This is a genomic window from Acidithiobacillus acidisediminis, from assembly GCF_023277115.1.
Lineage (GTDB): Bacteria > Pseudomonadota > Gammaproteobacteria > Acidithiobacillales > Acidithiobacillaceae > Igneacidithiobacillus > Igneacidithiobacillus acidisediminis.
Genome location: NZ_JALQCS010000001.1, coordinates 2094656 through 2112684 on the forward strand (window position 1 = coordinate 2094656; position 18029 = coordinate 2112684).

Genomic DNA, 18029 nt, shown 5'->3' on the forward strand with positions numbered 1-18029 from the left:
CGCTAGGCGGTGAGCCGAACCTTCTGAAGGAGCTTGGCGTTGACGGCGACGATCACGGTGGAAACGGACATCAGGGCCGCCCCCACGGCTGGGGACAACACTATGCCGATGCTGTAGGCCACCCCCGCCGCAAGCGGGATCGCTACGATATTGTAGCCGGCACCCCACCACAGGTTCTGAATCATCTTGCGATAGGTCGCCCGGGAAAGTTCAAGGATGGCCGCCACATCCCGAGGATCGGAACGGACCAGCACGATGTCCGCCGACTCGATGGCGACATCCGTACCCGCCCCGATGGCGATCCCGACGTCGGCCTCCACCAGGGCGGGCGCATCGTTGACACCGTCGCCAACCATGGCCACGCGCAATCCTCGCGCTTTTACCTCCTTGATCTTCTCCGCCTTCTGCTCAGGGAGCACTTCGGCGAAATAGTCGTCAAGCCCCATTTCCTGGGCCACCCAGCGGGCCACCGCTGCCGAGTCGCCGGTCAACATCATCACCTGCACGCCCATTCCCTTTAGCCGCGCGAGCGCTTCCCGCGATTCCGCTCGAATGATATCGGCCAGCGCGACCGCCCCTGCCGGTTTCTCGTCGACGAGCAGGTATACCACCGTTTTGCCCTGGGATGCCAAGGCCCCGATCCGCCCATCGCTGACATCGAGGCCGTGCTCCTTGAGATAGCCGGGACTTACGACTTTCACGTTGCGTCCTTCCACGATGGCTTGCGCGCCCTTCCCGGGGATGGCCCTGAATTCCTTGGGAGACTCGAAGCTGATACCCCGCTCTTGGGCATCTGTCACGATGCCGGCTGCGATGGGGTGCTCCGACTGACTTTCGAGGGCCGCGGCGAGCCGCACGACCTCGTCTTCGGCGTATCCGCCCAGCACGACCACATCCGTGACGCCGAACCGCCCCTCCGTCAAGGTCCCGGTCTTGTCGAACACCACCGCCTGCAGTTGGCGCGCCCGCTCAAAAGCAGACCGGTCCCGGATAAGCAGCCCATGCTGCGCCGCCATGGCGGTGGACACGGCGACGACCAGCGGAATCGCCAGGCCCAGGGCATGGGGACAGGCAATCACCATAACGGTCACCATGCGGGCCAGGGCAAACTCGAAGTGCTGGCCAAGGATCAGCCAAGTGGCAAGGGTAAGCCCCCCGACACTCAACGCGGTAAGTGTCAGCACCAGGGCCGCGCGGTCGGCCAGGTCCTGGGTCCGGGAGCGGGACTCCTGTGCCCGGCGCACCATCTCGATGACCTGTGAAAGATAGGTTTCACTGCCGGTCTTGTGGACCTCGACGGTGATACTCGACTCTCCGTTGACCGAACCGCCGATCACTTCGTCGCCGCCCCCCTTCTCCACGGGCTGGCTTTCGCCGGTGAGCATGGCCTGGTTGACGGTGGTTCGCCCCTCGACGATCAGACCATCTGTAGGGATTTTTTCGCCGGGCTTCACCAGCACCCGGTCACCGCGCTGCAGATTGGCGACCGGCACGTCTTTCATACCGTCCGGGGCCACGAGATGGGCCTCGGAAGGCATCATTTGCACCAGTTTTTCCAGTGCGCCGGATGCCCCCATGACCGATTTCATCTCGATCCAGTGGCCGAGCAGCATCACATCGATCAGCGTGGCGAGTTCCCAGAAGAACACTTCGCCCTGAACCCCGAACACGACGGCACTCGAGTAAAAATAGGCCACGCTGATGGCCAGGGCGATCAGCGTCATCATGGCTGGCTTGCGGGTTTCGAGTTCGGCAAACAGCCCCTTCAGGAAGGGCCAGCCGCCGTAGAAATACACTCCACTCGACAACGCGAAAAGCACATAGGACGACCCCGTAAAGGCAAGAGTAGCCTCCAGTTCCAGCAGATGCTGGATAAGCGGCGACAAAAAAAGGATAGGGATCGTCAGTGCCAGTGACACCCAAAACCGCCGCCGGAAATCGGCGATCATGGCGGCATGGTTGTGACCGCCGTGCGCACCGGGATGAGCGGTATCCATCCCTTGTTTCTGATGTCCCGAATGGTCCATAGAGTCCTCTCATTTTACCGCCGCAGGAGCTTACAACGCCGGTTGCCGATTTCCAACCTTAGTGCGCGTTGAGCCTAATTCCGTAGGTTAGGTATGCTAATGGGACAAACGTCCGATGAGCGGCGGAGCAAAAATAGAATGTCACGCCCTATACACGGCTACGGCCTCGGCATCTGGAGATCCACATCCATGCCCCAGACTGGACCCTTAACCAACGAGATAAGCTTTCCACCGCTGCCCCACCTGTTGGTAGCGCATCCGGACCAGCTTCGGCGGATGGGGAAGCGCTATTGTTCCAGGTCGCGGCGCCTTTCCAGGTACTCATCCCTTCCAATTTCCCCACGAGCATAGCGCTCGTGGAGTACATCCAGCGCGGTGGTTTTCTCGCCACTCCGACTCCCGCGACCTGGGAAGGCCCGCACCAGCGACACGATCCCGGCAACAATGCCAAAAATCAGCAAGAGGCAAAGCAAACCCCAAAACAGGATCATGAATGCCGACCCGACCCAGCCGTAACCATTGAAAAACCACCCATCATATAAGGCCACATTTTCTGTTCCTCATCGTGCTCGCTACACCATGGACGCAGAACTAACTCTCGCCGATGACCACCTCACTTAAGGCTTCAGTGTAGTAGGCAGTGTCCACTTATTCCATCTTCTTTCAGGCTATCCAATGGATGGGGCCAGCCATCGGCGTCCTGGCGACTGAGGATATGGTCTGCGGCAAGATCTTCGGCCACCCGTACCTTTGCTGCCAATGGCCTTCCCCCGGTTGACCGTTAGATATCTCCTCAGCTCACCCCTGCCTCGCGGTAACTTCGGTCGACATGTTGGTAACGGCGCCACACATAGATTGCCCAGATGCGATAGCGTTTCTCGCCGATCATGGCAACAGCCTCTTCCTTGTGTTCCTCCAAGCGCCGGACCCAGTGGGTGAGGGTTTGGGCGTAGTGGGGGACAGAGGTTTTTCACGTCCAGGACTTCAAGGTGCTGGCCGGCCATTTCGTGGACCACCCGCCAGAGATGGGGAATCTCGCCGTCGGGAAAGACTTACAAACACCGACGGTTGGGGCGGTAGAAAAAACCGTAGATAAGGGGCACGTCAGTAAGGGCGGGAAGCGCGGCACTCAGTCGCGGCAGCATTGACATTTGATGGCCGTTGAATTTTAATGACCAAACTAACGTCTTGAGATTGGGGTACTGTGCGCGTTTTTCGCCCGTTCGTTCGCCGGATAGCCTTTATGGCCCTGCTTCTACTGCTGCCTTGGATGGTGGCACCCGTAGACGCTGCCCCGGCGCTGTGCGCCCTGTCGATGACAGGGGTAGCCGCACACGGCACACAAATACCGCGTTGCGAACAGGCCCTTGGTGCTCCGGCCCAGCAGCAAGGAGCCTGCCTGACTGCTTGCTGCCACCACGATATGATGATGCCGGTAGCGGAGAGTGCCTACAACATCACCCCCGCCATGCCAGCCTTCGCCGTTTCCGTTGCATCCTGGATTACCCTCTCTTCTCCTAAGCCCGTTCCACACTTTCTCCGCGTTGCGGCCCACACTGGTCTTCCCCCACTCTCCGCAGTTCGTTTTCTCATTTAGCCTCCCACCTGAATCCGTAGCCCCGCGCGCATAAGCGCGCCGGACAGGAAATTCGCGTCTTCGGCCCTAACTCGGGCCGTATGTGGAGGTTATATGAGCGATGTGCAAATAAGTTCTGGAAATAAATATTTTCTAAAGTGGGTTGCGGCTATTCGCAGGGGCGCGGGGCCACTCCCCCTTCCCATCATGCTGATGATGGTGTTCAGCCCTTACGCCAGTGCCGCCTCATTAAGCCTGCAGGGCGCGGAGGCAATTGCCCTGCGCCAAAATCCCGGGCTTGGCGCCCTGACCCAAAAGATTGCGGAATTACGGCACAAAGCCGTGGCCGTTGCCCAGTTGCCCGATCCGCATCTCGCCCTCGGCGCCGTGAACGTGCCCCTCAACAGCTTCTCCATGAACCAGCAGCAGATGAGCATGCTGAGCGTGGGCCTGAGTCAGACCTTTCCCTCCTTTGGCAAACTGGGGCTGGAAGGACAGCAGGCAGGGATAGAAGCACGAGAAGCCACCGACACGCTGCGCGGCCAGTCTGCCGAGTTGGTACTATTGCTGCGCCGCGCCTGGCTGCAAGCCCTTTATACCGAAGATGCCGTGGCAACGGTCCAGCATCAGGAACAGTTGGAGGCCGAGAGTGTGCAAGCGGCACTGGCGCTCTACCGGTCCGCTCAAGGGTCACAGGCCGAGGTACTCCGTGCCCAACTGGCGCGCGACAGTTTGGCCAATGACATCACCAAATTGCAGGCAGAGCAGGCAAGCGATCTGGCGCAAATCGCCCAGATTCTGAATCTGTCGGAACCGCCGTCCATAGAAAAGCAATGGCCGAATCTGCCGCCACCACCCACTCTTGCCGAAGTGGAAGCCCGGCTTTCCGGCCAGCCCCTCCTGCGGGCCGCCCGGGCGCAAACCCGTGTCGCGCAAATGGGCGTGCAGGTAGCCAAAACCGGCTATTGGCCGGACGTCACGGTCAGCGTCGGTTATGGCCAGGATTTCCACCCCGGCAGCCCCAACTGGCTGTCAGCGGGGGTTAACCTGAGCCTGCCGATATTCCCGGGGGATCGCCAGGACCAGGACGTTGCCGCCGCCAGGGCCAAGGCCCTGCAGGCGCAATATCGCTACGACGATCAGCATCTGGCCCTGACCCAGCAGGCGCGCGCCACCTTCGCCCGCTACGCAGCCCTCAAGACCGAGTTGGAGCGCACCGATCAACGCCTGCTGCCCAACGCACGAAATGCCTTTTCCGCAACGCTCGCCGCCTATTCGGCGGGGCGCGCCGGACTGAACGCGGTGTTGCGCACCCAGAAGGAAGTGCTGGACTACGCCCTGACCCGCCTGCAATACCGCCGCGACCTGGCCCTCAGCGCCGCAGAGCTGGATTTCCTCACCACCCAAGGAGAGATGCAACCATGAAGTCACGCAACTGGATCATCGGTGTCGGCTTACTCGTCCTTGGCGTAGCCCTCGGGGCTGGGGTGGTGTGGTGGTTGCGGGCCCCTGCCGCGGCACCGAGCGCCAACGTCGCCGCAACCCATCCTCAGGAAAGTACCCCCAAGGGACGGCACATCCTCTACTGGGCCGCACCCATGAACCCCAAGATCCATTCGAATCATCCGATGAAGGACAGTATGGGGATGGCCTATATCCCGGTCTATGCCTCCAGCCCGAACGCAAAAAAAGAGTCCGGTCTCAGCATCGATCCGCGCCTGACGCAAAACTTGGGGGTACGCCTCGTGGCGGTGCAGCGCCGTCAGATGGGGCATGCCATCCACACCGTGGGCACCGTGGCGGTGGACGAGAACCGGGTCTATTCCGTCACTCCGCGTTTCTCCGGCTGGGTGACACGCTTGAACGTCCGCGCCGTGGGTGACCCCGTGCAGCGCGGCCAGGTGCTCGCCGAGATATATTCTCCCGAGCTGTATAGCGCCCAACAGGAATATCTCATTGCCCGCCGCCAGGGTGGAGCGACGGAAGACCCGGCACTGCTGGCGGCAGCCAGGGCGAAATTACGGCTGCTGGGCATGCCGGAAGGCCAGATCGCGGCGCTCGCCCGGCGCGGCACGGCGGAGCGGGACGTGCCGCTCATGGCGCCCGCGTCCGGGGTGGTCGAAACCCTCAACGTGCGCCAGGGTGGTTACGTCTCGCCGCAGACGAATGTCTATGCAATCGCCAATCTCGACCGGGTATGGGTCAATGTGGCGCTCTACTCCTATCAGTTGCCCTGGGTACGGATCGGCAACCCCGTGCGCTTGCATCTGCCCGCCTATCCCGGCAAGACCTGGGAAGGACGTTTGAGCTTCCTCTATCCGACCCTCGACCCCAAAAGCCGGACGGTGACGGCCCGGCTGAGCTTTCCTAATCCCGGGGGAAACCTGCGCCCCGGCACCTATGCCGACGCCACTATTCTGGCCAGCCCCGAGGAGACCCTGGCGGTCCCCAGCAGCGCCGTACTGCGTACCGCTCAGGGGGATTATGTGATGCTGGGTGAGGATAATGGACATTTTCTGCCGGTCCAGGTTGCTCTGGGGCCGGAGGCCGACGGCTGGGTGGCCATCAACAAGGGACTCAAGACGGGGGACCGGGTAGTGGAAAGTGCCCAGTTCCTGCTCTATTCCGAATCCCAGTTCCAGTCCGTCAAGGCCCGTATGTTAGGGGGCAACACGGCGTCCACCACGAGTGCCGCGCCGGGCGTAGGGGTTTCCCAGCCGCAGAACATGACTCAGGGCCGGAAATCCTCTGCACTGGCCGCTCCCGCCGGGAATGCTGGTGCCCCGCCAACGCCACCGGCCTCATCCGGTCCGGGCGCCATGGCCGGGATGAACATGGGTCAGGGAGGTCAACCCCATGATTAGAGCGATCATGCGTTGGTGTATGGAAAACCGCTTGCTGGTCATGATCGCCGTTTTGGTGTTGATCGTTGGCGGTACGTTGGCAGTGATCAATATTCCCCTGGAAGCACTCCCCGACATCTCGCCCACCCAGGTCATCGTCAAGACCTCCTATCCGGGTCAGGCGCCGCAGATTGTTCAGGATCAGGTGACCTACCCCCTGGAGACCACCCTGCAGGAGGTACCCGGTGCCCAAGCCGTGCGCGGCTACTCCATGTTCGGGGACTCCTATGTCTACGTCCTCTTCAAAGGGGGCACCAGCATCTATCAGGCCCGCAATCTGGTACTCCAATACCTGAGCCAGGTGCAGTCCAAGCTGCCGCCGGGGATCACCCCGGCCCTGGGGCCGAACAGTTCGGGGGTGGACTGGATCTTCGAGTATGCCCTCACCGATCCCGGCGGGACCTTGAATCTGGCCCAGCTCACCACCTTGCAGAACTGGTTTCTCAAGTACGAGCTGCAGGGCATCTCCGGCGTCGCGGAGGTGGCCACGGTAGGGGGCATGGTGCAGGAGTACCAGGTGGTGGTGGACCCCCAGAAACTCCTCGCCTATAACCTGACTCTGCCGGAAGTGGAGGCCGCTATTCGGGCGGCTAACGGGGAGACCAGCGGCTCGGTGGTGGACATGGGAGACGCCAGTTATATCGTCCGCACCTCGGGTTACATTCGTTCCCTGAAAGACCTGGAGGATGCGTCGCTGGAGGTGCGCGACGGCGTGCCCATTACGCTGCAGGAGGTGGCCCGGGTGCAATTGGGCCCGCAGTTGCCCAATGGCATCGCCGAACTCAACGGCCACGGCCAGGTGGTGGGCGGTATCGTGATGATGAACCAGGGCGGCAACGCCTATGCCCTCATCCACCAGATCGAGCGCAAGCTGAAGGACATCCAGCCCTCCCTGCCCAAGGGCGTGCAAGTTGTCACGACCTATAGCCAGGCCCCGCTCATCCAGCGCAGCATTCATACCCTGACCGGCAAGCTGCTGGAAGAATCCCTGGCGGTGGCGCTCATTTCCCTGCTCTTTCTGCTGCGCGCGCGTTCGGCGCTGGTGGCCCTCGTCGCCCTGCCGCTGGGAATACTGGCCGCCATCCTTATCATGTGGGGCATGGGTGTCCCCGCCAACATCATGTCCCTGGGCGGCATCGCCATCGCCATCGGCGTGATGATGGATGCCCCCGTGGTCATGATCGAAAATATGCACAAGCACTTGGAGCAAACCCCCGGTGTCGATCCCTGGGCGGCGGCAAGGGCTGCGGCGGAGGAGGTCGGTCCGGCCCTGTTCTTCTCGCTGATCATCATCGCCGTTTCCTTCCTGCCGGTCTTCGCCCTGGGCGGCGAGGAGGGCAAGCTCTTCGCGCCCCTCGCCTTTACCAAGACCTTTTCCGTGGCCGCCGCCGCCATCCTTTCCATAACCGTGGTGCCCATTCTCATGGCATGGTTCATCCGCGGTCGCATCCGCCCTGAAAACAAAAACCCCCTGAATCGGGTCCTGGCTTTCCTCTACCGTCCGGTCATCCACGGTGTCCTGCGCGCTCCCTGGATCATTTTGGTCCTCGCCCTGCTGCTCACGGCCACCCTCTACTACCCCTGGAACCGTCTGGGGTCGGAATTTATGCCACCCCTGAACGAGGGGACGCTGCTCTACATGCCGGTCACCCAGGATCCGGCAGTCTCCATCGGCCAGGCGGCCACGCTCCTACAGCAGACGGACCGCATCCTGAAGACCTTCCCCGAGGTGGAGACGGTCTTCGGCGAGGCCGGAAGGGCACAAACGGCGACCGATCAATCGCCCCTGTCCATGTTTGATACGGTGGTGAATTTGAAAAATCCCGACCAGTGGCCAGCCGGGATGACCATGCACAAGCTGCAAAGCAAGATGAACAAAGCCTTGCAAGTCCCCGGCCTGTCGAATATCTGGACGCAACCGCTCAAGGGACGGGTGGATATGCTGACCACCGGTCTCCAGACGCCATTAGGCATTAAAATCGGCGGAACGGATCTCGATACCCTGAACCGCCTGGGGCAGGAACTCCAAACGGTTTTGCGCAAGGTCCCTGGGACCCAAAGCGCCTATGCGGCCCGCGTCACCGGTGGCCGCTACATCGTTGTCCACACCGACCGCGCCAAGGCCGCCCGCTACGGCCTTTCGGTGGCGGATGTGAACCGTCTCGTGGAGACGGCCATTGGCGGCGAGGTCCTGACCACCGCGGTACAAGGGCTGGAACGCTTCCCAGTGGATCTCCGTTACCCCCGGGAACTGCGCCAGTCCCTGTCCACCCTGATGGAAAGCCGCATCGCCACGCCCGACGGTGCCCAGATCCCTCTGGCCCAGGTAGCCGATCTCCGGATCGAGGGCGGGCCTGCCATGCTTACCAGCGACAACAGTCGCCTGAACAGTTGGATCTATATCGACCCGAAGCCTGGCACCAACATCGGTGCCTATGTACCCCGCGCCAAAGCGGCCATTGCGAAAGCCGTCAATCTCCCAGGAGGTTATACCGTCTCCTGGGTAGGCCAGTATCAGGTCATGGAGCAGGCCGCCAAGCGCCTGGAGCTGGTCATTCCTGCCGTCATTCTGCTGATCGCCCTGCTCCTCTACTTCAACTTTAAAAACTGGGTGGAGGTAGCCATCATCCTGCTCACCCTGCCCCTGTCCCTGGTGGGAGGCTTCTGGCTCACCTACTGGCTCGGCTACAAACTCTCGGTGGCGGTGGCCGTGGGCTTCATCGCCCTGGCGGGAGTGGCGGCAGAATTCGGGGTAGTGATGCTCCTCTACCTGGATCAGGCCCTCATCCGGCGGCAAGCTCGTGGCGCTTTGCAGACCTGGCACGACCTTCGGCTCGCCGTCATCGAGGGGACCATGCTGCGCCTGCGGCCCCTGGCCATGACCTTGACCCTGGTGGTGGGTGGCCTCTTACCCATCATGTTCAGCCATGGCGCCGGCGCCGATGTGATGAAGCGCATTGCCGCGCCCATGGTGGGCGGCATGTTCAGCGCCGCGTTACTGGCGCTGCTGGTGATCCCCGCCCTCTACGCCCTGTGGCAAAAGCGGCGATTGGGCCTGCGGTGATGATGGCGCGCGAAGTGCAGAAGGAGAAGTTCGTGGCAACACTAACGAAGCGTAGGCGTGGAGGATCGATGATGGAACCGAAATTATTGACATCGGCGAAGGTGGAAGGTGGGGGGCATGCTGGGATCCGCTTCCGTTTGGAAGGGGAATTAACCCCGATATTGACGTTGGACTTGGACCCTTTGAGTTTTGTGCTCTTCGAGCATCACACCCTATTGTGGAAAGACCCGAAAACCGTCATTTCGGCCACGTCGCCAAAAACCGTACGAAGTTTCTGGGGCCGTCCGTCGTGGCTGATGATGGCATCCGGACCCGGGTCACTGAGTCTCAGCCGGGATTGCGTCGGCAAGATATTCGGGGTGAAGCTGCATGACGGAAATACCTTGTTGGCACCCGCCCCGCACTTTCTGGCGGCGAGCGGCGCGGTCCACATTGAGAGCTTCTCCGGCGGAAGCGACGGACCTTGGGTTACCGGGGACACCGCGCCAAGCGTTGATCGCTTTTCCGTGGCGGGCGACGCGGAGGGGTTGGTTTGGTTGCACGGTCACGGTGATATCTGGGAACTCACACTGGCAAAAGGGGAGTCTTTGGACCTGGATCCGGGGGCATGGATCGCTCGTGATCCCTCAATCCAATGGGAACCCATCGGACTGGGATCGCTTTCTACGGATATGGCCGCAGGAGCGAACTGGGGCATATGCCGCGCACAGGGTCCCGGGACCATCTGGATGCAAAGCGGCGGAGTCGGCCCTGCGCGATGGTGAGGGCTGTTCCACGGATATTTGTGGCCTGGTCAATGATACGCAGATCCTGGAGGAAGTATGAAATCGACAACGGATAACCGTTATATCCTGCACCCTGTCTGGGACCCGCTGCTGCGGGCACTGCATTGGTGGATGGCGCTTGCCATGATGGCGCAATTCACCTCAGGCGCTACCCTCCTGGCCTTGGGTAACGACATGTCTGACACCCTGATGGGGAAGATCGACATCATCCATTATGTCGGCGGCTATGCTTTCGCCGCCGGGCTGGCGCTGCGCATCCTCTGGCTCTTTGTCGGCCCGCCGACGGCGCGCTGGCGCGACCTCCTGCCCCTGACGTCAGCCCAGCGCCGCATCTGGCGGGAAACCCTCGCCTGCTATCTGAGCGGCTTCCGCCGTCCGATTTCCCCCTATCGGGGACATAACGCTTTCGCTGGCCCCGCCTATCTCGCCTTTTTCCTGATTGCCGTGGCGCAGATCGCCTTGGGAATCAGCCTCTCACTTATGCCGGATAGTGAAGCGATGAACTCCCCTTTGATGGTGATGCATGAATGGGGTTTCTTTCTGCTGCTTGCCTTCGTCATTGTCCATGTGGCGCTCGTGATGGCGCACGAGATCGCGGGCCGCCACGGTTTGATATCGGCCATGATCCACGGCCACAAGGGATTCACCGAGTCGGAACACCAAGCCCTTCATGCCGATTGGGACGCTGCGCTCAGTGTCCAGGCGGACCCGAGCGGCGGGACGGAAGAGCTGGACGATATTACTTCAAATAACGGAGATGTCACAAAAACCAGGCATGAGTGATGGATAGGCGAGTGGTACGGACGCGCAATTTCGCCGTGGGCGGAAAGGAGGGACACCGGAAATTATTGCCATAACCAAGTGTTTAAACTTTGACAAACGAACAGTTCAACAACAGCAAGGAGACGAACATGAAACGTTTTTATCTCACCCTCATCCTGGCGTGTTCGGCGGCGGCCACGCTTCCGGCATATGCGGCCACAGGCAACATGCCGGGTATGGACAATATGCGCACCGTGTCGGGCCAAGCGACCAAGGCCCAAACCTTCATGGGGCAGGGCAAAATCAACAGCATCAGTCCTGATGCGAACTCGGTCAATGTCGCCATGGGCCCCGTCAAGGCCCTTGGTTGGCCCAGTATGTCAATGAATTTCCTGCTCCAGAACACGGCCATGCTCAACAGCCTCAAGACTGGAGAGATGGTGAATTTCGTCTTCGCAAAGGATACCGCCGGGGGGTACGTCATCACTAGGATCACGCTGGTCAGACAATGAAAACACGAAGTAACTGTAATCCGGCCCATCGGGGAATACCACGGGGATATTATCGAGTTATATCATCCACTGGATCGCTACTAAATTCATCTGAATCAATACAGGAGGATTCGCCATGACATTAGAAACATCCCACCAGGAGACATACAAAGAAATACGGATCATGACAATCAGACTTCGCCATGCTGCCCTGCGGGGTTTTATGATGACGATTCTTATGACCGCACCATTATCTGCCTATGCACGCGAAGATCATGCGCCAACCAATCCGAGGTATGAGACAAAAATACTGACAGATAAAGCAGAATATTTAACGTACACCATGATTGTACAGATCAAGGATGGTCACTGGAAGGAAGTCGTTAAGGACGCCCAAAAGGTTGCCGAGATTGGCAAACGAATACAGGCAATAAACACTTATTGATGTGGCCACCAGCGCCATTAGACCTTCGTGACGAGCAGGAACGCTAGCATCTATCAGCCGGGGATGGCTTGGTGTAACGGGACGATGCCTTTGTGGGCGAGGGACGGTCGGGCGGGAAATTGGTCGTGGCGCTGAAAGGTAAAACTCCCGTCATTTTGGCCGTCGAAAGTTCAGGAAAGAATGCATGCTTAATTCTAAAAACAGCAGTTCCCTTTCGCTGAAATCATGAGATTCACCTGATAGGATGGGTTTTTCGTTGTGAAGATGGTTACCCAACGGCTGACCACTTGGCGGTTTGCTTCTCATGGTCTTTGGGGGTGGAAACACACTTGGACGGGCACGGACTGCTTGCGGTGCTACTGCAGAACCGCAAGCCCACCGTCATCGGGTAAAGGCTGCGCGGGATACAGCCAGCAGTGCGCTGCCGCTTGTTGGCGTAAGGCAAAATCACCATAACGGATTTTAGAGTTATTTTGGTGAGGTATTCGGGTATATATTCGTCGAACAGCCGGTACAGAGGTTACGCTACCGCCAGGTACAGCAAACTCAAGGGATACCACAAATGGCTAATTGCTGTGAAGACAAAAGCTGCGAGATCGCCAATGTCGGTGTCTTACTAGCCGCCAGCAGCATTTACCTGCTTGTGCTTGCCTCGCGCTGGCCGGACATCATCGTCGGTGCCCTTATCTCCGGCGTGTTTCTCAGCTCCGCGCTTAATGTCCTGCGGCAATCCTTGCAAGCGCTACGTGCGCCCGTTTCATCCCGTTAAGGCGTGCAGCGGTTCGGCTTGCTCGGACAAGCCGTGACCGAAAGAAATCAGACAACAGCTTTGGACAAGGGGTTAACCGGGCTTTACGTTCCGGGCTCCCCCAAACCCCAATAGCGATAACTCCAAAAGCCAGCTTGAAAACCAAGGTTTTGTGACGGCATGGGCACCCGTTCCCGATGGCGCCCGGTGTCCGCCACTGGCACCCGCATCGTCACCAACCCTTAACCCACGACCACCCTCACACTCCCAATATGCACCATCTGCATGAATGAAGGCCTTAGTCGGAGTAGGAATGTCAGTCACCCAACACCCCCTCCACAGATCCGTACGTGCGGGATTACCGCATACGGCTCCTGCCTCGGGTCGTGACGATCAGACGCTGGTTCGGGTAGGGGTGGCAGATGGAGGGTGTGGGCAACCAATGCGCAATCAAGCGATGCATTCGACGCCATGGCAGGTGATGGGTCTGGCTGCGGCGGCACAAGGTGCGATGCCACAGCCGCCCGACCTGGATGCGGAATACGCTCAGCCGCTCCCCGTTGTCGGGCACGCCGAAGTAACGGCCATGGCCGGCCACCACCGCGCGCAGGTACTGGCCCTGCTCTTTGATGGGTCGGTGCATGCGCCGCATGAGCTCCAGCTTGACCGCCTGCAGTTTGGCTCGCAGGCGTTTGGCATTGGTCAGCCGCAGTACCATGAACTTTCCCTTCCGGGTTTTCCCGCAGCAATGCGTGAAGCCCAGGAAGTCGAAGGTTTGCGGCTTGCCCTGTCCCCGGCGGCCTCGGTTGTCGCGGGCGAAGCGCCCGAACTCGATCAGCCGCGTCTTGTCGGGGTGCAGCTTCAGCCCGAACTGGCCCAGCCGCTCGGCCACCGCGCGCTCAAAGCGCTCGGCATCCCCCCGGAACTGGAATCCGGCCACCCAATCGTCGGCGTAGCGCACGACGATCACGTCGCCTCGGGCATGGCGCCCCCTCCACTGATTCACCCACAGGTCGAACGCGTAGTGCAGGTAGATGTTGGCCAGCAGCGGGCTGATGCTCCCGCCCTGGACCGTCCCCAGCTCACTCTGCGTGATTCTACCCTCTTCCAGCACGCCCGCGTGCAGCCATTTCTTGATCAGCCGCACCACGCGCGCGTCAGCCACGCGGTGCTCGATGAACTTGACCAGCCAGTCGTGCTCGATCGTGTCGAAGAACTTGGCTATGTCCGCATCGAGTATCCAGTTCACTCGCTTGGCCCCCACCCCTACGCTCACGGCGTCCAGCGCGTTGTGCGCGCTGCGCCCCGGCCGGAAGCCGTAACTGAACCCGAGGAAGTCCTGCTCGTAGATGGCGTTCAAGACTTCGACCGTGGCGCGCTGGACGATCTTGTCCTCCAGCGCGGGCACGCCCAGGGGGCGCTTGCTGCCGTCGGCTTTGTCGATGTACACCCTCTTGACAGGCTGGGGCCGGTAGCCCCCTCGGGCCAGCCGGTCGGACAGCTCCAACAGATTGCTCTGCAAGTCCCGCCCGTACGACTGCCAGGTCTGGCCGTCCACCCCGGCAGCCGCGTCGCGCTTGAGCGCAAGGTAGGCCGCCTCAAGGCGTTCGACCGCGTAGATGTGGTGCAGCAGTCCGGTGAACTTCGCACCACGGCGGCCTCTTGCCGTCTGTCGTATGCCATCGAGCGCGGTTCCCATGTCGTATGTCCGCATCGATCTGCGGGACATGCGCGCCGCGATGGCATTTCCCTTGGCCCGCCGCCTTCCCTCCACCACCTCCGCCACCTCGGGAGTTGCACCCGCAGCTTTGTTCGGCAGCTTCTTCGGTACTACGCAGCAGTCCGACTTCCCACGCCTGTGGCTCATCGTCGTACGCCCTTGGGCTTCACGATGCGCTCTGCATTCGTCGCTTCCCAGCGCGATGCAGAAGGACGCGGGATCTCCCGGTTCCCGAGCAAAGTGTTTCCGCGCGTGCGCGGGGTCTGTGACCGCGCGGGGTCCGGCGCTGCCTCGCCAATGCGGCAGCGCCGGTGTGGCCTTCGGCTTATCTCCACAGCCTCGGCACCCCGGACCTCCCGCACCAGGCGGTGCGGGGCATGTATTACGCGGCTCAATACCCGGCCTGCGCGTCCCCCTGTCAACGCTTCGCCCACACCCTTGCGGTTGTTGACGCATGACTCGGGGCCGCCGTGGCTGGCTAAGCCTTCAACGTATGACTCTTTCATTCACAACACTTTGCCGGTTTTGACCGGCGCACGGAGATTTCTATGACCTCCGGGCTGTTCGGGGCCGAACCGCCGTGGCACACACACCCTTCCCCTTGGGCAGCGGTCACCAACTCATGCAGGATACCGCATTCGGCGGTGGTATGCCGCCCGTGGCAGCATCCGCGCAGTTGCTCAAGCTGCCTCGCCAGCGCTTGTAGCGATTGGAGCCGTCCCTGTACATGAGCCAGATGCGTATTGATCAACCGATCCACGTCCAGGCAATCGTCCAGCGGATGATCCAGCAGATGCAAGAGTCGCTGCACGTCCGCGAGTGGCATGTCCAGCGCCCGACAGTGGCGAATAAAGGCAAGCCGTTCCAGATGCGCGGGGCCATAAGCTCGATAGCCGTTCGCCCGCCGAACTGGCGCGGGCAAGAGGCCTATCCGTTCATAATAACGGATGGTCTCTGGATCCACGCCCGTGGCCTGCCTAAGTTCGCCAATTCGCATATCATCCCCCCAAAAAGAGCAGTATAAATCCTTGACCATGTAGTGACTACAAGGTTTTTAATGGCAATTCATTCGGATTTTTGCAGAGAAGGATGATGTATGGCACACGATTCTCATGACCATGCCGGCCATACCGCTGGTCACCATCATACCCACGCGCATAGCCATGCCCACGGTCCGGCAAACTACGGCCGCGCTTTTGCCATCGGGGTGGCGCTCAACCTGAGCTTCGTGCTGGCTGAGGTCGTGTTTGGGATGATTGGACATTCCCTGGCTTTGCTGGCGGATGCCGGACATAACATGAGTGACATCCTGGGCTTACTCATGGCTTGGGGCGCCACGGCACTGTCTCGCCGCCAGCCCTCGGCGCGCTTTACCTACGGGCTGCGCAGCTCGTCTATTCTGGTGGCTCTGGCCAATGCCGTATTCCTTTTGGTGGTGACTGGCGGGATCGCCTGGGAAGCGATTCAGCGCCTGCTGCATCCCACGCCCGTGGCAAGCGACATAGTCATTGGCGTCGCAGCCTTCGGAGTGGCGATCAATACTGGGACCGCCCTGCTGTTCATGGCGGGGCGCAAGGGCGATCTGAATATCCGGGCGGCATTTCTGCACATGGCGGGCGATGCCGCTGTATCGCTCGGGGTGGTCCTGGCGGGGATCGGGATGCTGTTTACTGGCTGGTTTTGGCTGGATCCCACGGTCAGCCTGCTCATCAGCGCGGTGATCGTGATCGCCACCTGGGGCTTGCTGAGGGACTCCCTCAACCTGACCCTGCACGGCGTGCCCGAAGGAATCGAAACCCAGGCGGTACGCGCCTATCTCGCCGCCCTGCCGGATGTGGCGGCGGTACATGACCTGCACATTTGGGCCATGAGCACCACCGAAACGGCGCTGACCGTGCATCTGGTCATGCCCAACGGCTACCCCGGAGACGCGCTCCTGAACCGGATCGGCAATGAATTGCAGAGGCGCTTTCGCATCGACCACCCCACCTTGCAGGTGGAGGCTGGCGATCCGGCCCACCCGTGCGCACTGGCGCCGGATCATCGGGTTTGAGATTTTCCGGAAGGTTTATGCAAGGATCCAAGAATATGGCTTCGAGAAGATTTCTTTTCCACAATTATAGATACTCTGAAGACCAATGTCCTCATGGGATTAGGAAAGAGACAGGATATGCCATCAACACCTTTGAGGATCGGCTTGTCATAAACTCCGGTACTTGGTATTCAAGCGATATCGCCGACCGGCTGATCATATCGCCAATGCAAGCCGATGTTCGGCCCTTCAAATCCTCATCACCTGTACCTAATCAGTACAGATCGTTGAACAGGTATTTCTTCGGTATGGGGGGCTATGGCCTGAATCAAAACTATTGAGGAAAAGGTCATGAACCCGACTGGAGCCCGAGGACCCACCCCCGAAGAAGCCCAAGACCGCCTCGCCCGCTTCGGCTCCCACCAGAAACATCGAGGAAGCAGAATATTTAACGTACGCTACCGCTAGGTACAGCAAACTCAAGGGATCCCACAAATGGCTAATTGCTGTGAAGACAAAAGCTGCGAGATAGACGCCATGCGCGACAGTCACAGGCGTGTACTGTGGATCGTGCTCGCCATCAACGCTGTCATGTATTTCGTGGAAGGCTCGGCGGGCCTAATCGCCCATTCAATTTCGCTGCTGGCGGACGCGCTGGACATGCTGGGCGATGCCTTGGTGTATGGGTTCAGCCTCTTCGCGGCGGCACGGTCGGCGCGCTGGCAGACAGTTGCTGCCTTGGTAAAGGGCGGCTTCATGCTCGCCTTTGGGCTTGGTGTGCTGGGGACTGTGGCCTACAAGGCGTTTCACCCCGTCATGCCGGGTATAGAAACGATGGGAATCGTCGGCATGCTGGCACTCATCGCTAATCTTGCGTGTTTTTTTCTTCTGTACCGATCCCGTGGCCACAACCTAAACATGAGTTCCAGTTGGCTGTGCTCTCGAAATGACTTGATCGCCAATGTCGGTGTCTTACTAGCCGCCAGCAGCATTTACCTGCTTGCCTCGCGCTGGCCGGACATCATCGTCGGTGCCCTTATCTCCAGCGTGTTTCTCAGCTCCGCGCTTAATGTCCTGCGGCAATCCTTGCAAGCGCTACGTGCGCCCGTTTCATCCCGTTAAACCGTGCAGCGGTTCGGCTTGCACGGACAAGCCGTGACCGAAAGAAATCAGACAACAGCTTTGGACAAGGGGTTAACCCGGTTTTACGTTCCGTTGCTCCCTAAACCCCAATAGCAAAAACCCATGGTTGACATCTCCGTTTTCTACCGGTACAAAGGCCCCTGAATTCTTCACACAGGAGGGCCAGCGACTTGGACAGTGACCCTAGTTGCTTTCACAAAGCACCGTTGCAGTTCGTAGATCGGGTCATCCTGGCATAGTTGCTGTTGCCATCACCCGATCCTCGGGTGATGGAATATTTCCATTCGTTATCGTTGTTTTGTGCGCGCCGCCGTGAGTGCGTCCCAGTCGCAT

At 60.2% G+C, this 18029-nt stretch carries 17 protein-coding genes; 12 read left to right on the top strand and 5 right to left on the bottom strand.

The window, feature by feature from the left end:
• Positions 1–2: 2 nt before the first annotated feature.
• From M5D89_RS10510 to M5D89_RS14255, 3 genes are all read right to left on the bottom strand, one after another.
• Positions 3–2027, bottom strand: a complete 2025-nt coding sequence (locus M5D89_RS10510) for a heavy metal translocating P-type ATPase (protein ID WP_248885784.1) — start codon at positions 2025–2027, stop codon at positions 3–5.
• Positions 2028–2314: 287 nt separating this feature from the next.
• Entirely contained in the window at positions 2315–2575 is a 261-nt protein-coding gene (locus M5D89_RS10515) for an SHOCT domain-containing protein (protein ID WP_248885785.1), read from the bottom strand.
• 77 nt (positions 2576–2652) lie between these two features.
• Positions 2653–2787, bottom strand: a complete 135-nt coding sequence (locus M5D89_RS14255) for a hypothetical protein (RefSeq protein ID WP_283102985.1) — start codon at positions 2785–2787, stop codon at positions 2653–2655.
• A 229-nt stretch (positions 2788–3016) separates the two neighbouring features.
• On the opposite strand from M5D89_RS14255, the gene M5D89_RS10520 reads away from it, so the two are divergent.
• The 10 genes from M5D89_RS10520 (at position 3017) to M5D89_RS10570 (ending at position 12822) form a co-directional block, all read left to right on the top strand.
• Complete coding sequence (locus tag M5D89_RS10520; RefSeq protein WP_215862138.1) at positions 3017–3175, top strand: hypothetical protein; 159 nt, start codon at positions 3017–3019, stop codon at positions 3173–3175.
• Positions 3176–3270: 95 nt separating this feature from the next.
• Entirely contained in the window at positions 3271–3624 is a 354-nt protein-coding gene (locus M5D89_RS10525) for a hypothetical protein (RefSeq protein WP_215862137.1), read from the top strand.
• A gap of 93 nt (positions 3625–3717) precedes the next feature.
• Entirely contained in the window at positions 3718–5028 is a 1311-nt protein-coding gene (locus M5D89_RS10530; RefSeq protein WP_248885786.1) for a TolC family protein, read from the top strand.
• Positions 5025–6467 (top strand): efflux RND transporter periplasmic adaptor subunit, encoded by a 1443-nt coding sequence (locus M5D89_RS10535; protein WP_248885787.1) that lies wholly within the window; start codon positions 5025–5027, stop codon positions 6465–6467. The genes M5D89_RS10530 and M5D89_RS10535 overlap by 4 nt, the downstream gene beginning before the upstream one ends.
• Positions 6460–9570, top strand: coding sequence for an efflux RND transporter permease subunit (locus M5D89_RS10540; protein WP_248885788.1), 3111 nt, complete (start codon positions 6460–6462; stop codon positions 9568–9570). Before M5D89_RS10535 ends, M5D89_RS10540 begins: the two co-directional genes overlap by 8 nt.
• A 68-nt stretch (positions 9571–9638) precedes the next feature.
• Positions 9639–10334 carry an AIM24 family protein gene (locus M5D89_RS10545; RefSeq protein ID WP_248885789.1) on the top strand — a complete coding sequence of 232 codons (696 nt, stop codon included), beginning with the start codon at positions 9639–9641 and terminating at the stop codon, positions 10332–10334.
• Between the two features lie 57 nt (positions 10335–10391).
• The gene (locus M5D89_RS10550; RefSeq protein WP_064218772.1) at positions 10392–11138 is read left to right on the top strand and encodes a cytochrome b/b6 domain-containing protein; all 747 of its coding nucleotides are present in this window, start codon (positions 10392–10394) and stop codon (positions 11136–11138) included.
• A 128-nt stretch (positions 11139–11266) separates the two neighbouring features.
• Positions 11267–11629: a copper-binding protein gene (locus tag M5D89_RS10555; protein WP_041638090.1), complete on the top strand. Its 363-nt coding sequence runs from the start codon at positions 11267–11269 to the stop codon at positions 11627–11629.
• Between the two features lie 115 nt (positions 11630–11744).
• Entirely contained in the window at positions 11745–12053 is a 309-nt protein-coding gene (locus M5D89_RS10560; protein ID WP_163057233.1) for a hypothetical protein, read from the top strand.
• A 562-nt stretch (positions 12054–12615) separates the two neighbouring features.
• Positions 12616–12822 (top strand): cation efflux protein, encoded by a 207-nt coding sequence (locus M5D89_RS10570; RefSeq protein ID WP_014003705.1) that lies wholly within the window; start codon positions 12616–12618, stop codon positions 12820–12822.
• Between the two features lie 337 nt (positions 12823–13159).
• Here the strand turns inward: M5D89_RS10570 and ltrA are convergent, their stop codons facing one another.
• Together ltrA and cadR are read right to left on the bottom strand one after the other, a co-directional pair.
• Positions 13160–14500: a group II intron reverse transcriptase/maturase gene (gene ltrA / locus M5D89_RS10575; RefSeq protein WP_346347717.1), complete on the bottom strand. Its 1341-nt coding sequence runs from the start codon at positions 14498–14500 to the stop codon at positions 13160–13162.
• Positions 14501–15023: 523 nt separating this feature from the next.
• Positions 15024–15518 carry a Cd(II)/Pb(II)-responsive transcriptional regulator gene (gene cadR, locus M5D89_RS10580; RefSeq protein WP_248885790.1) on the bottom strand — a complete coding sequence of 165 codons (495 nt, stop codon included), beginning with the start codon at positions 15516–15518 and terminating at the stop codon, positions 15024–15026.
• A 99-nt stretch (positions 15519–15617) separates the two neighbouring features.
• Between cadR and M5D89_RS10585 the strand changes: the two genes are divergently transcribed.
• Entirely contained in the window at positions 15618–16574 is a 957-nt protein-coding gene (locus M5D89_RS10585; RefSeq protein WP_064218663.1) for a cation diffusion facilitator family transporter, read from the top strand.
• Positions 16575–17090: 516 nt separating this feature from the next.
• On the top strand, positions 17091–17675 hold the full coding sequence (locus M5D89_RS10590; protein WP_248885791.1) for a cation diffusion facilitator family transporter: 585 nt from the start codon (positions 17091–17093) through the stop codon (positions 17673–17675).
• Positions 17676–18029: the final 354 nt, after the last annotated feature.

Excerpts from the sequence above, each read along its gene's own strand:
- M5D89_RS10510 (WP_248885784.1), bottom strand. The coding sequence starts at position 2,027 with ATGGACCATTCGGGACATCAGAAACAAGGGATGGATACCGCTCATCCC.
- M5D89_RS10525 (WP_215862137.1), top strand. The coding sequence starts at position 3,271 with ATGGCCCTGCTTCTACTGCTGCCTTGGATGGTGGCACCCGTAGACGCT.
- M5D89_RS10530 (WP_248885786.1), top strand. The coding sequence starts at position 3,718 with ATGAGCGATGTGCAAATAAGTTCTGGAAATAAATATTTTCTAAAGTGG.
- M5D89_RS10535 (WP_248885787.1), top strand. The coding sequence starts at position 5,025 with ATGAAGTCACGCAACTGGATCATCGGTGTCGGCTTACTCGTCCTTGGC.
- M5D89_RS10540 (WP_248885788.1), top strand. The coding sequence starts at position 6,460 with ATGATTAGAGCGATCATGCGTTGGTGTATGGAAAACCGCTTGCTGGTC.
- M5D89_RS10545 (WP_248885789.1), top strand. The coding sequence starts at position 9,639 with ATGATGGAACCGAAATTATTGACATCGGCGAAGGTGGAAGGTGGGGGG.
- M5D89_RS10550 (WP_064218772.1), top strand. The coding sequence starts at position 10,392 with ATGAAATCGACAACGGATAACCGTTATATCCTGCACCCTGTCTGGGAC.
- M5D89_RS10555 (WP_041638090.1), top strand. The coding sequence starts at position 11,267 with ATGAAACGTTTTTATCTCACCCTCATCCTGGCGTGTTCGGCGGCGGCC.
- M5D89_RS10560 (WP_163057233.1), top strand. The coding sequence starts at position 11,745 with ATGACATTAGAAACATCCCACCAGGAGACATACAAAGAAATACGGATC.
- M5D89_RS10570 (WP_014003705.1), top strand. The coding sequence starts at position 12,616 with ATGGCTAATTGCTGTGAAGACAAAAGCTGCGAGATCGCCAATGTCGGT.
- ltrA (WP_346347717.1), bottom strand. The coding sequence starts at position 14,500 with ATGGGAACCGCGCTCGATGGCATACGACAGACGGCAAGAGGCCGCCGT.
- cadR (WP_248885790.1), bottom strand. The coding sequence starts at position 15,518 with ATGCGAATTGGCGAACTTAGGCAGGCCACGGGCGTGGATCCAGAGACC.
- M5D89_RS10585 (WP_064218663.1), top strand. The coding sequence starts at position 15,618 with ATGGCACACGATTCTCATGACCATGCCGGCCATACCGCTGGTCACCAT.
- M5D89_RS10590 (WP_248885791.1), top strand. The coding sequence starts at position 17,091 with ATGCGCGACAGTCACAGGCGTGTACTGTGGATCGTGCTCGCCATCAAC.